Raw genomic sequence first — 12936 nt, forward strand, 5'->3', positions numbered from 1 at the left:
GATAGCATCCTCTCTAACAGATCCCCTTCTGCTGGGATATCAAGATATACATGAGGCTCAGGTAATTTAAGTTCCTAAAAGAAAACCCGGCTCATCTCGTAGCTGAAATGTTGCCCACTCCACACCAGAGTATAGTTCCCCCACCTCTCGAGCTCTCGAATAACAGGCATAGCCTTGATGATCTCAGGACGTGTCCCAATAACCACAAGTTGCCGATTTTCATCGTCGGAGTGTATCTACAAGATCCATAGTCATGGCACTACAAATATCCTCACAGGTCCGCTGAAGATACACGTCTTGTTCATTACCCAGGGCCACACACTCAGAGATATCGAATCCACCATATCCACCGCACGATCTCTCAATACTAGGAAGGTGGATTTACTACTCAGCAAAAAGTCTGGCGTAACATATAGGCCATAGCCACCGGCCCATAAGAAAACTCCGTCACTAGTTGAGAACCCCCGATATATGCTTTGAACCCATAGATACTTCCACCTCATATAGGAACCCGCGCGCCAATCAACTAGTACGAGTGGAGCCCTTAATAGCGGCGCAATTAAATCCAGCGCTTGCTTCTCCTGATATACAATAAGTCCAGTGGTATAGGTGTAAGGATATACAGTATATCTGTTGCCCGGCATAAATACAGCAGAGTACAGAAAGGCAAATACCACAAGTAGCAGGAGAAAGCAACTAAAGAAGCGCCGCCTCAGCCTATGCAAGGCTATTGGAGCAAGCGCGGCGGCGAGGCAGATCGAGGGAAAGCCCAAATATCTGTCAAGAACAAGGGCCGGGAATGAAGTTACGCCCACTGTAGCTAATGCAATAAAGACCATGAGAACAAACGCCAATGTCCTTAGTCTCCATTCATACACAAAAACGGCAAGAGTTAATGACACAACTACCGCTACGCCTAGCCATGACAATACCGTCACTGGAGGCGGCTTGACGGGGGAGGATGCGATTAAGATTTTCTCTCCCCTCAAGAAGGCAATAAGGGCATTTACTACTGATGTATATGACGACCCTAGTACAGATATCAAGGTAGTATATGTAGCATATATTGAAAAGATAATTATATATATATTATAAGAGAAATCTTTAAAAAATCACTCTTATACCTATTATTAATATAATGTATTAGTAATATTATAAGTAACCAAGTTGCAACACCCCCGTGTCCTATAATTACCGCTGTAGACAAAAGTAGCGCCAGAAGCGGTGTTGTGGCTAGCGTTAGGTACAGGAGAGACAAGACAGCGCTGTAGGCTTGCGGTATGAACCATACAGACCATACAACTGCCAATGGAATTAGCAGGATTACAACGGCGCCATATGGAGAATTTGTGCCGGCCATTTTACGCGTTGCCAGATACACGCCAAGCGGAAGGGCAAAAAGGTAAAGGAGCCCAATTGCTACACTACTCCACACCGCGTTGAAACTGGCTACAAAAGAGAGCTCGGCGTAGAGAAGCGAGACAAGCGGAAAGGGATAGGCTAGGTGTCTCATAGTGACGTCCTCTAGATTTCCAGTTTCCATAAGTTGAGCAGCTTGTGTAGCGTCGCGCCAAGTGTCGTTACCGAAGCTGGGGTATATTGCGAGTACATCACAGCCACTAACACGCCTACGATACTTGCTGTAATGGCCACCTTCTTAAAGACTCGGTCGTCTAGTAGGAGCACAGCTCCCAAGGCTACCCCCGTCGCTACCAGAGATGGCAACCCGGTGTGACCAAACACTACAACCTCTGTTTGCGCTGTTGCGAAAACAGCCAGAGGAAGAACCCACGGCGAAACAGGCAACTTATATCTCTCCAGCTTGATATTCGCCGGTTTGTCCGTTAGGTATATCGTGGCTAAGGCCAGCACTCCTGTTATATTAGCTAAAATAAATACAGATTGAGATAAATATGACCTAATATATAGGTATATGTTAATTATAAATCCCGTAAAAATAAGTGATATTATAATAAGCTTAAGAGAAAATGTGCTACGTAGCACTTTCTCTATTACAAAGCACCCATGCCGGAGACATACGGCATCACGCTAATAACTCGCACCACAAGCTGAAGGAGGCTTAGCTGGTGGTGATCTAGACCTACAAATTGTTTAGGGCTACCAGGTGAGACGCGGCATAAACACCTCTAATCGCACCCTCAACAGTTTCGTAATTCATAACATCACCCCTAACAAATTTAATAGTACCAATAACGTGCCTGAGGTTAGCGCGCTTGTGGATAAGTTATCAAGGACCCCAACGCTGTGCCCAGCTATGACCAAAGCCCTAGCCAGGTGAGAGCCGATGAAGCCAGCTCAACCCGTGACTAGAATCCTCGGCGTTTCCATATTAATCGAGGATACTTAATATGTATCTGGGTAGTTGTCTTGACGACTCCTCAAGGCGTTTAAGCACGACACCACTGGTTTTAAGCCCTATTTCGAAGACTTTTTTAGTGTCCTCAGCAACTAGGCTTAATACCTTGTCGGCCATATCATCCGCATCACCAACTTTAAACACGAACTTCTCTGCCGGGGTTCCCCTAAGTACTTCAACGGCGCCGCCTGCATTGGACACCAACGGCACCGTGCCAGACACAGCAGACTCAACCACGGCGTACGGCAACGGCTCCTCATTTATCGACGGAAACAACAAGCCCCAGGCATACCTATGCACCCGCATTAAGTAATCATGAGAAACTCTACCCACAAACTCAACATTAGGAAGCTTAATGACCCTCCTATAGTTACCGAACAACCTAAGCCTAACACCGGACCTAATTAACCTGGGCAGTGCTCTAAGCAGTATGTGGAAACCCTTTATGAAGCTATCACCCCCAACATATATAAGTAGTGGATCCTTCGTTAATTCCTTACCCGTAAAACTCACCTCGGGTGGTGGATTGTAAACAACGGCGGACCTCCCAACGGGCAAGCCGTAACTAAGGGCAAGGTCCAGTTGCTTCCTCGTTACGAAAATCACCAAATCTGTGCGAAGGAGAGCGAGCCAGTACAGGTACTTAGTACCGTGCAGTATGCCCGTAAACAATGCCCTGGCTAGGCTCCTGTTCTCAAGAAGCTCCACAAGTATGTCAGAACGTAGGCCCGGACCTAAATTACTCAGCACCACGGATGTGTAGGTTAGGAGTTGGTGATTGTGTATGTGAAAAACAACCCTAGCCCTGGGATTCACACGCTTAATAATTAAGGCGAGGGGAAGTAAGGTATGCGATGGTATGTAGACCACGTCGGCCCACTTAATTAAACCCCTAATATAATCGATTCCAAGTGTAGTTAAGGCCCACTCAACCGGTTTAACCCCACTCCTAAGGGCACTCCACGTCACATACCTACAGCACTTGAGCACGTCAGTAGTAGGCTTGGGCGTGCTGGAAACAACGATTACGTCAAAAACCCCAGCCAAGTAACGCTTCAGGAATATGTATGTAGCCAACTCGGCGCCACTACCCTCGGGCCAAAAGAGCTTGGTCAAGACGAGAAGCCTCGGCTTCATGACCTTAAAAGCCATGGAAGTCTCCTTAATACGTAGCCGAAGCCCCTAGCCATATCCCACAACGCCATGTACGGCACCAAAAACGGCTTGCCCAGGACGCCCACGTACGTATCGCCAACCCTCCTCAAATCAGTAAACTGAGCAAAACCGCCAATGCGCGGCTTTAGGAAGATGAAGCGAAACTTGCTATCCTCATAAACCCCAATACCGCCACGGGCAACACCACTATCGAAATCAAATAAGTTAATAAACTTTATTTGAATATTTCCTGGGGCTTTATCATTAGCGGTTTTGTGCAAATATTCAAACGTATCGTCTGAAGAACCATTATCAACTATCACTATTTCTATAGATCTATATTCTATTTTAAACAAGCTGGCTAATACTTCACCAATTATTTGTTTTATTTTCTATGTAACCATTATTATAGTTATCAGTGGTCTAGACGTATGCACCTTTATCGAACTTCACCTTAAAGGTTATGGGTCAGGTGACTTTTCATTTTTAACGAATTAAGATAATATAGTAACTACCCCACATACCAATTAAATCATACGTTTTGTTCATAAGTATTATTTTATAGTTATCTAGAAGATACAAATCAATAAAACGCTGACCTAACCTATCAAATTTAATACCAATTAGCATCGATAATCTATTAGGTGTTTTAAGTAAATACGATAATTGGTAATAAGATAATGGTACAGCTAGCCTAGGGTCAGTATATTTAATATAAAATGCAGTTTTATTACTTAATAGATAAAAGATATTCTCAGCTATTAGCCAATCTGTACTGCTAGGAAAAGGTATATACTCGCTAGCAAGAAATGTTCCAGTGAGAAAAGTAATTCCAGCAATAATTCCTACACTTAATAAGCTAACTATTAACATTTTCTTCTTGTTATTTAAATTTAAGACATTTCTCTTACTAATTTTTGGCCCCTTTCTATTTTGATTAAATACATAACCTAAAATAATGGGTGACAACAAAAATGCTGTATAAAAATACCGTCTCATCATAGGTGAAAGGAAAACTAATGAATAATACGTTAGAATAGTTAAAATAATACCATCCATAATGTAATCATAGCTATTTCTATAGTAATTATATCTATTATATGATAAGTCTATTATACATTGGAATAGCGAGAAAATAACGGATGCAATAAGTAAAGTCTCAGTATAAAATGCAAAAGATGGTTCCTCACCAAGCCATACAGTACTAGATTTAAAAGTTTCTACGATGTTCTTTCCTTGAAACAGGATCTTTATAAGGGAGCTTAGAAAATCAGATACTGTAAATATACCTCCTCCATACATAGCATATAAGGCTACTGAATATATCCAATATATAAGGGCAGTTAAGATAATTATTACCATATTTTGTACAATAAATTCATTCATCTTAATTCCTTTTCTAATCTTGTAGAATATCAGTGAGATTATAGTTGAATATGTCAATACAAATATAAATACTAGAGGCACTGTAGGATGCGTGACTGCAGATGTTATTGATACTATCAATATAATAGCTGAAGTTTCTAGCCTGTACTTAGATAATCCTAGATATAAGATAAGCAAAATCTCTAAGAGAAAAGCATACGAAAGTGTCTGTGGAATGAAATTTATTACAGGTAAGGCAGTTTGCTGATAAAATAAAGAGCTTAACACAATGCCCATAGTTAATTTGTCGATTTTCATATGCCGTAAAATGATATAAGTGAAGAGAAATATAAGTAAATTAAGTAAAATAATATAATAGTTATCTACTCTATTCATAGGTAAATTTGCTATTTCTTTAAGTAAATAATTTAAAAACGCAATAACTCCAAAAGTTCGATAATATTCACTCTCATAAATAGAGAATGATATACTATAGTGACCAGTTTGCCCGATGAGCGAAGCAAAACCCCAAAACCTTCCCTCATCATATCCAATTATACTAAAGCCATACTTACTTAAAATCCCTAGTGGGGATGATAACAAGATAATGAGCATAGCTGTTAAGAAGAACTTATCTTCAGACATTATAGCAAGGATCATTGCTATGAATGAGATCAACATAATACCTAGCGCACTAGTATTGATTAACCTAAAGAATAACATTAAACTTGCTATTAAAATGGCTAGCATATTAATATATCTCTGGTAATAGGATAAATGAAACTCTAAAGTTGAGTCTAATTCACGATCTTTAAATTTGTAAAGTAAACCTAATGCCAATATGTTTATAAATATCATAAGAATAATTTTATCAATATCCATTATCAATAGCCTTATGCATTAACTTACTAAACTTCATGACTTCATCACTTAGTAATCTTTTAAGCGCTGCGGCGCTTACGATCATTTCACGAAATCACCCATCATGCTATTGACAGTTTTCTCAATAGCTTGTGCGCTATTTAGTTTTGGTTTGAAGCCTAGGGCTTTTAACTGATCTATCTTGAGGGCTATTTTCTTCACGTCGCCCAGCCAGCCTACCCCATGTGCGACTGGTTTATGGATTATTTTTACGTCCTTGAGCCCCATGATTTCGATGACTATTTTGGCTACTTCGTCTACAGTTATCCAATCCTCAGACGCGACGTTGAAGATACTGAATGCGTCATCGGTCTTCTTCCAAGCTAGTATTGTGGCCTCCACCGCATCGTCGATGTATATGTAGCTCCTAACCTGGGTACCATCGCCAAGCACCTCAAGCTCCCTTGGGTTAGCCCTGAGTTTGTTCATGAAGTCCCAAACAACGCCGTGCCTAAGCCTCGGCCTAACAACATTGGCGTACCTAAGCGCCACAGCCTTGATCCCGTAGAGTCTCGTGTAGGCGTGTATTAGGTTTTCGCAAGCCGCCTTACTAGCCCCATACACGGAGACGGGCCTAATCAGTGCACCTTCACTAACTGGTATTTCAACTGGCTCACCATAGACCGAGCTTGAGGACGCGAAGACCAACTCCTTAACACCTCTCCTCCTCATTGCCTCAAGTAGGTTGAATATGGCTACCACATTCTCGTTGAAGTGAGTCTCCGGGTTTGTGGTGCTTACCCTAACCTCCGGGTTCACTGCGAAGTGAAAGACAGAGTCCACCCCATCCACGGCCCTGAGCGCATCCTCCGGCCTCTTTAAGTCCCCAATGATAACCTCTACCGAATCGCCGAGGTGCCTTAGGTTCTCCAGCCTGCCGCTACTTAGGTTGTCGATCACCCTAACCTAGAGATCCTCATTAACCAACCTACCACCACATGACTACTAATACACCTAGCCCCACCAGTAACTAAGACTGCCTCGCCCAAACTATTACCCACCTGAGTAGATGCTTAATAGTTTATTCACTATCTCGTCCCAGGAAGCACAGACTTCCTACCCTCAGCCCCCAATCTCCTGCCCAATTCCTTATCCTGTGCCAGTGTTGCTATTGTCTCCGCAAGTGCCGCCGGATACCTGGATGGTACCAGGAGTCCATTGACCATCTGTTTAACCCTCTACGGCATCTTGCCGATTGCCGAGGTTGTGACCGGCTTTCCCCTAGCCTAAGCCTCAGTCATGTAGAGGGAGAAGACCTCAGCGTAGTCGCTGATGCTGGGGAGAGTAAGGCCTATTGACGCATCGATTGTGCCGATCTTGGCTTCCTCCTCGACGCATCATGTGAACACAACTCCGTGTATCACTGATAAGAGAGACTACGAAGGAGAATACTTAGCCTTCCTTAATTAGTTTTCCAATGATTTCAATATATCTCTTTGCTATGGTTAATGTAGTCAAACTGCTTAATGAATTCAATGCCATTTGTTGATAATTTGATCCATAGCTCTTCGTCGACCAGCAATTTTTCAAGTGCCGCGGCGTAGTCCTGAGGGTTTAGACTCCTTACCCTCACTCCATTGTATCCATCTACAATGACCTCCTCAGGTACCGCATGTGAAGCCACTACAGGCATACCACAAGCCATGGCTTCCATGGCCGTGAATGGAAATACCTCATTACTTGATGGTAATATTAATGCCTTAGCGCCACATAAAATCCTTACCTTTTCCCCCTCTTCAGCATTAAAGTACAATTGAGTGAAGTTGTTACCCTTAGCTAGTTCTTCTACTTGCTTTGAATACGGTCCTATTATGGCTAAGTTAACGTCATACCCCTTCCTTTTAAGTAAATTGATAGTTTCTATGCTAATTTCTGGTTTCTTCACGGGTCTGGTGCCTATGTGTACTATGGTATTGCTCCGTTGCCGGTATCCTAACGGATTATAGAGGCTTAGCTTCATTGGTAATGGTATTATGGTTTCACAGTTAACTATACCAGCATACTCTTGTCTACTTTTGTTAGAAACGCAGATTACCATGTCGTAGGTTGCATAGAGTGCCTTGATTATCAAGCGTTGAATTTTTGAAATAGAGATAGGCCCATGAGCAACCGCAATCTTTGGTCTAAAGCTTAATGGAATAACCCCATTAACTATAGCGACGTCTATCCCCTCTTTCTTGAAAAGCTTAGCTCCTTTAGTTAACCAGTCAAATGCTATTTTACTCCAAGGATCCCCATGTGTTGGCTTATCCATTAATGTCAATACCTCCAGCTCTTCATCTAATGAATGCATGTTCTTAAACCACCTATTAACTCACTCCTATTAACGCCATAGAAGCCCCAGCTAATCACCACAACGTCATGGCCAAGCTTCTTGAACGCCTCCCCAAGCCAGGCTATAAACCTGTTGACACCGTCGATGTGCGTTATGTATTCGCGGCGTATTAATGCAATTTTCATACCAGCCACTTTGTAGGCTTAGCTACAACAGCTAGTATCTCGGCTAGATCTGGGGATACGGTTGATGCTACTTCGTCAATTAACGTGAAGTAAGATAAAATTGATCCATCACAAGTATCAAGTTTAATGATGTTATCTGTCCTCTCTCCATATGTGTTTAACAGATCCGCAGTGACTTTAACCATTGAATGGACTAGATGCTTTGCTATATATTTTCAATAACATATCCACCACTTTACTCCATGTAACCACACTGCTCTTTCCAGCCTCACCAAGTTTCTCTCCTAACCCCCTATCTTGAATCAGTATTGTTATTGCTTCTGCTAGGGCTTTAGGGTTCCTAGGCTGTACCAGCAGTCCGTTGACCATGTGTTTAACCCTGTATGGTATTTCGCCTACCGCTGATGCTATTACTGGTTTTTCCCTTGCCCATGCCTCTGTTATGGCTAATGAGAAAACCTCAACATAGTTACTTACGCTGGGTAGGGTTAGGGCAACGGATGCGTCAATGGCCCCAATCTTAGTGTCTTCATCGACGAAGCCCGTGAATAAGACTTTATCGCTGATGCCGAGCTTGCTGGCTAGTTCCCTATATGGCCTTTGGTCTCCTGGCCCTACTATAACGGCTTTCAGACTGGGCTCCTCCTTGGCGGCTATTGCCAAGGCTCTTATGAGCACATCAATGCCTTTCAGTCTATGGAGCCTCCCCACGTAGACTATGAACGGATCCCGTACGCCGTATTTACGCCTAAACTCCTCGGCCATGTTCGGCTTCCTGAGGGGCTCCTCATCAATGCCGTCAGGGACGTACTCTGCCTCTATGCCGTATCTATTTCTTAATATTTCCATGTCTCTGAAGCTTTTAACGAGCCTAACGTCGCTGATCTCAATTGCCTTCTTGACGCTCCACCTGCCGTAGCGTGGTGCCAGTAGCCTAATTAACCTGCTTGGGTGGTCGTTGAACGCGTCGACAGCCATGAAATGTACCACGGTCCTGGCGCCAACTTTCCTAGCCTCCTCAACCATCTTGACTGTAAATAGGCTGTTTTGGCTATGTCCATGGACAACATCTGCATTCTTCAAAACGCCCCTAGGCGCCTCCAGCGGGTAGGTTAAGTCTGGGTAGCCTAGCCTGATTGACTTAACCCTATGGATGTGGACGCCGTTTATAACCTCCTCCCTAGGCCTATCACCGGCGCCATAGGTGCTTGTCACTACGTGGACCTCGTGGCCAAGCCTAGCCATGCCCTCAGCCAGCGCCTTAACAACATTCTCAATACCGCCAACCACGGGCCAATAGTGGTGATGTACGTGGATTATCTTCATGGTGATAGTTCGCTGTAGAGTTTCTCGTATTTGGGCAGTATTTTGTTCCATACGTGTTTTTGCGCCCATTCCCTGGCTTGAACGCCGAGCTTCTTCCTTAGTTCCTTGTCGGTTAGTAATGTGGTTATGGCTTCTCCGTATTTCTCTGGCTTGGGCTCCGCCCATAGGCTCGCCAGATTTGGTGGTGCGGCATCTGCCTGCCCTCCATTTCCCGTTATTATTGATGGTGTCCCGTGGATCCCGGCCTCAAGTAGCGTTATTCCGAACGGTTCATATAGTGATGGCAGTGCGTAGACCGTGCTTTCGAGATATAGCCTGTGCTTCAGTTCCTCGCTTACCTCGCCCAGATACTGCGCGCTTATGCCGTGTCTCTCTGCGTAGTTTAGCACGTAGTGGATTAAGCCTTCGTCCGGCCCTGCGAGGATTAGCTTGGCGTCTCTCACTTCCTTGGCTACGTGTTTCATCGCCTTGAGGAGTAGGGTTATGTTCTTTGATTTGCTTATCCTGCCTAGGTAGAGGACTTGGTTCTCGGCTTTAGCGTCGCTGTTAACGTTGCATCTGTCCTCCTCGACGCCGTTTGGTACGACCTCTATCTTGCCTTCATCAAGGCCTAGTCTCTTGGCGATGTTTGCTTCGTGCCTTGTCAGTGCTATGTATTTGTCGTAGGTCTTCAGGTAATTTCTGCCGAATATGTCCGCCAGCCTGTGGTATGTCCAGGTGATCATGCCTAGTTGGTTGAGTTTGTGGAATGGTGCGTGGCCGTGTAGTAAGGCTTTGAATCCCATGCCTCTCCTTAGCTTGGCTACTTGGAGTACATGTGGGTGTCTCCAGGCGTGTACGTGGACTATGTCGGGCTTCAGTGCCTTTATGACCTGGGGTAGTTCTGGGCTGTATGAGCCGTGGCTCCAAGTTACGGTCGGCTTAAGCCTAATGACCTTGACGCCATTAATCACCTCCTCCCTAGGCAGTGAGCCGATGCCGCTTGTCCTAAGCCTATTGTAGGTCACCACGTAAACCTCATGGCTCCTGGTAGCCATGTGTTCGGCTATGTGCTTAACCACGTCCTCGACGCCGCCAATAACGGGGTGGTAGAAAGGCGCTACGTGAATTATCCTCATGCTCGCATGCCCTTGACTATTGTTACAGTTGGTTTAGCTATTTGTGATACGACGAATCTATAGGTGGCAATTAGAGAGCCGTAACTCCTTGGTTTTATCCTTAGCCATGTTGCTGACAATTCCTTTCCTATTTTATGATGTTGAATGTAAGTCTTAAATCCCTGGTTTCTTAAGATCTCTATTATAGTATTGAGATCTCCATGTACTTCAACAGCTATCTTATGTACATCTTTAATATTGGAATTTTTTAATACGCGGTATTCGGCTCCTTCAATATCCATTTTAATGATTGTTTTACCTCTGGCAAGTTTAATTATGTTATCAAGTGTTATTGCTTTAACCTTTATTCCGTTGCCGTGAAGCCCGGAACTTACGTGGCTTCCTTCACTCCACCAGGAAAGTTTTAGGTTTATGGTTTCCTCCGAATCCCATACTGCTCTATTCAATATTTTAACGCTGAGCTCTTTTTTACTAATTAACCAACTTAGTGCTTTAATGTTATCTATGCAGAGCTTTATGGCTAATGGATTAGGTTCTACAGCAATTATTGTAGAGCCTGGAGAAGATTTTATAATAGAGTATATCGTAAACGAGCAGTGGTGAGCTCCAAGATCAATTATTGTATTAGCCTCTTTAATCTCGGTACTTGTGAAGTATACATTGTCGAAAATATTTTCCTCTATGGAGCCGAAGCCGTCTGTGAATACGTGAAGAGATAGAGGTCCGATTTTCAACGTAGTGAAGGGATGAAGAATATTCAGTAAACGGATAAATCCTCTCCTTAAGAGATCAAACTGGGTTAACATGCACTGAATTCTTTTGGGTTAATGTAAATGATAAAAGGAAATTATGTCTTTGTTTAGATCTTAGTATTATCTTATCTTCTTTCTTCCACATTATTTCTTTTGTCCAGAGGTTTCTAAGAGCGGCTATCATCAAGTACATCTGCATGGCGATCCACGTGCGGTAGGGCTTGTGGGCTAGTAGGGCTAGCCCGAGGGCCGCCAGCGCCCAGCCTGGGGGCCCGGCGGCTAGGGCTGTGGCTAGGGCGGCTGGGAGTAGCCAGGGGTTGACGAGGTGGAGGTAGGCCTCGGCGTAGAGCACGGGCCTGAACCGGGACGGGGTTTTTAGCCTCAGCGATGCGGCGAAGTTTTGTATGAGGTGTTGTGCCCTTCTTATCCTCCACCTCCAGTATTGGCGGGGGACTAGCTCGACGCAGTGAAGATCCTCCGGGGCTATGGCCCTGTAGCCGAAGGCGGCGATGAGGACGGCTGTGTGGCTGTCGTCTGCGCCGAGGTGGGTGGGGAAGCCGCCTATCTTCTCCAAGAGCTCTTTCCTGAAGGCGGCTAGCTCTCCGTGGAATATGGGGGTTGCCCACTTCTTGCTTTCGGCAAGCCGCAGTACGTTGTAGTAGTCGCGGTAGGCGGCCTCCACTCCCCCGCCGCCGGCCGGTCTCTTGAGGCAGGTGACGGCGCCGACGCTGGGATCTGCGAGCCACCTCGCCGCCTTTCTCAGGGTTTGGGGGTCGGGCCAGTGTGAGTCTGCGTCGGTTATCACGACGATGTCTCCCCTGGCGTGTTTTAGGGCTAGGTTGAGGGCGTGTGCTTTTCCGTTTCTCTGGGGCTCTCTCAGCACCTCCAGGGGGGCTTGCCTCTGCCTGGCCCAGCGCTCTGCTTTTTCGGGGGTGCCGTCGGTGGAGGCGGAGTCGACGACGATTATCTGGAGCTTGTCTGGGGGGTAGTCCTGCCTGGCGATGTCGTCGAGCTTGGCTTCTATGAGGGGGGCCTCGTTGTATGTGGGGATTATGATGGTGATGGTGGGGGTGTGGCCCTCGCGCGGCTCGACGCCCCAGGGCCTTCTGAGCCACCTCCTGGCGTATAGGTAGTAGGCGAGGGGGGCGGCGAAGTGGGCGGCGGCGAGGGCCGCGGCGGCTTCTATCACGGCTTCTGTAGAGCGGCCGTGAGCTTCTGCACGTCGGGCGTGGTTGCAACGGTGCCTCTCTGCATGGCCGCCTGGGTGTGTCTCTGGGGTGGCGTCGCCTCTCCGCGTCGCTGGGTTGCCTGGTCGCGGCGGTGGCTGGCATGGGGTGTAGGAGGGCGGCTGTGGCGTGGTCTTGGCTGTGGCCTCTGGCCGGCGTGGGGGTGGGCTTGCTTGAGAGCGACGGCGGGTGGACTCCGGCGGTGCCTGGGCGCATCCCTCTGTAGGCTTGGCATC

At 45.7% G+C, this 12936-nt stretch carries 15 protein-coding genes; 2 read left to right on the forward strand and 13 right to left on the reverse strand.

The genetic code is table 11. The features are described from left to right. Window positions 1-633 precede the first annotated feature (633 nt). Window positions 634-1095 carry a hypothetical protein gene (locus P186_RS09370; protein WP_148682929.1) on the forward strand — a complete coding sequence of 154 codons (462 nt, stop codon included), beginning with the start codon at window positions 634-636 and terminating at the stop codon, window positions 1093-1095. On the opposite strand, the gene P186_RS09375 is transcribed toward P186_RS09370, so the two are convergent. From P186_RS09375 to P186_RS09440, 13 genes are all read right to left on the reverse strand, one after another. Further along, on the reverse strand, window positions 1079-1513 hold the full coding sequence (locus P186_RS09375) for a hypothetical protein (protein WP_148682930.1): 435 nt from the start codon (window positions 1511-1513) through the stop codon (window positions 1079-1081). The genes P186_RS09370 and P186_RS09375 overlap by 17 nt on opposite strands. 11 nt (window positions 1514-1524) lie before the next feature. Continuing rightward, the gene (locus P186_RS09380) at window positions 1525-1872 is read right to left on the reverse strand and encodes a hypothetical protein (protein ID WP_148682931.1); all 348 of its coding nucleotides are present in this window, start codon (window positions 1870-1872) and stop codon (window positions 1525-1527) included. A 478-nt stretch (window positions 1873-2350) separates the two neighbouring features. Continuing rightward, window positions 2351-3529, reverse strand: a complete 1179-nt coding sequence (locus P186_RS09390) for a glycosyltransferase family 4 protein (protein WP_148682932.1) — start codon at window positions 3527-3529, stop codon at window positions 2351-2353. Next, the gene (locus tag P186_RS09395) at window positions 3511-3921 is read right to left on the reverse strand and encodes a glycosyltransferase (protein ID WP_148682933.1); all 411 of its coding nucleotides are present in this window, start codon (window positions 3919-3921) and stop codon (window positions 3511-3513) included. Before P186_RS09395 ends, P186_RS09390 begins: the two co-directional genes overlap by 19 nt. A gap of 97 nt (window positions 3922-4018) precedes the next feature. Continuing rightward, complete coding sequence (locus P186_RS09400; RefSeq protein WP_014289238.1) at window positions 4019-5779, reverse strand: hypothetical protein; 1761 nt, start codon at window positions 5777-5779, stop codon at window positions 4019-4021. A gap of 81 nt (window positions 5780-5860) precedes the next feature. Beyond that, the gene (locus P186_RS09405) at window positions 5861-6718 is read right to left on the reverse strand and encodes an NAD-dependent epimerase/dehydratase family protein (RefSeq protein ID WP_014289239.1); all 858 of its coding nucleotides are present in this window, start codon (window positions 6716-6718) and stop codon (window positions 5861-5863) included. 523 nt (window positions 6719-7241) lie between these two features. After that, window positions 7242-8111 (reverse strand): glycosyltransferase family 4 protein, encoded by an 870-nt coding sequence (locus tag P186_RS09410; RefSeq protein WP_014289240.1) that lies wholly within the window; start codon window positions 8109-8111, stop codon window positions 7242-7244. Continuing rightward, entirely contained in the window at window positions 8099-8278 is a 180-nt protein-coding gene (locus P186_RS09415) for a hypothetical protein (protein ID WP_014289241.1), read from the reverse strand. The genes P186_RS09410 and P186_RS09415 overlap by 13 nt, the downstream gene beginning before the upstream one ends. After that, window positions 8275-8463 (reverse strand): hypothetical protein, encoded by a 189-nt coding sequence (locus P186_RS09420; RefSeq protein WP_014289242.1) that lies wholly within the window; start codon window positions 8461-8463, stop codon window positions 8275-8277. Before P186_RS09420 ends, P186_RS09415 begins: the two co-directional genes overlap by 4 nt. Next, window positions 8456-9604 (reverse strand): glycosyltransferase family 4 protein, encoded by a 1149-nt coding sequence (locus P186_RS09425; RefSeq protein WP_014289243.1) that lies wholly within the window; start codon window positions 9602-9604, stop codon window positions 8456-8458. The genes P186_RS09420 and P186_RS09425 overlap by 8 nt, the downstream gene beginning before the upstream one ends. Then, on the reverse strand, window positions 9601-10722 hold the full coding sequence (locus P186_RS09430; RefSeq protein ID WP_014289244.1) for a glycosyltransferase family 4 protein: 1122 nt from the start codon (window positions 10720-10722) through the stop codon (window positions 9601-9603). Before P186_RS09430 ends, P186_RS09425 begins: the two co-directional genes overlap by 4 nt. Further along, window positions 10719-11528, reverse strand: coding sequence for an FkbM family methyltransferase (locus tag P186_RS09435; protein WP_202944974.1), 810 nt, complete (start codon window positions 11526-11528; stop codon window positions 10719-10721). The genes P186_RS09430 and P186_RS09435 overlap by 4 nt, the downstream gene beginning before the upstream one ends. After that, window positions 11512-12663 carry a glycosyltransferase gene (locus P186_RS09440; RefSeq protein ID WP_014289246.1) on the reverse strand — a complete coding sequence of 384 codons (1152 nt, stop codon included), beginning with the start codon at window positions 12661-12663 and terminating at the stop codon, window positions 11512-11514. The genes P186_RS09435 and P186_RS09440 overlap by 17 nt, the downstream gene beginning before the upstream one ends. Before the next feature lie 77 nt (window positions 12664-12740). On the opposite strand from P186_RS09440, the gene P186_RS09445 reads away from it, so the two are divergent. Further along, window positions 12741-12926, forward strand: coding sequence for a hypothetical protein (locus P186_RS09445; RefSeq protein ID WP_014289247.1), 186 nt, complete (start codon window positions 12741-12743; stop codon window positions 12924-12926). Window positions 12927-12936 lie beyond the last annotated feature (10 nt).

The sequence above is a fragment of the Pyrobaculum ferrireducens genome (assembly GCF_000234805.1).
In the GTDB taxonomy this organism is placed as follows: Archaea; Thermoproteota; Thermoprotei; order Thermoproteales; family Thermoproteaceae; genus Pyrobaculum; species Pyrobaculum ferrireducens.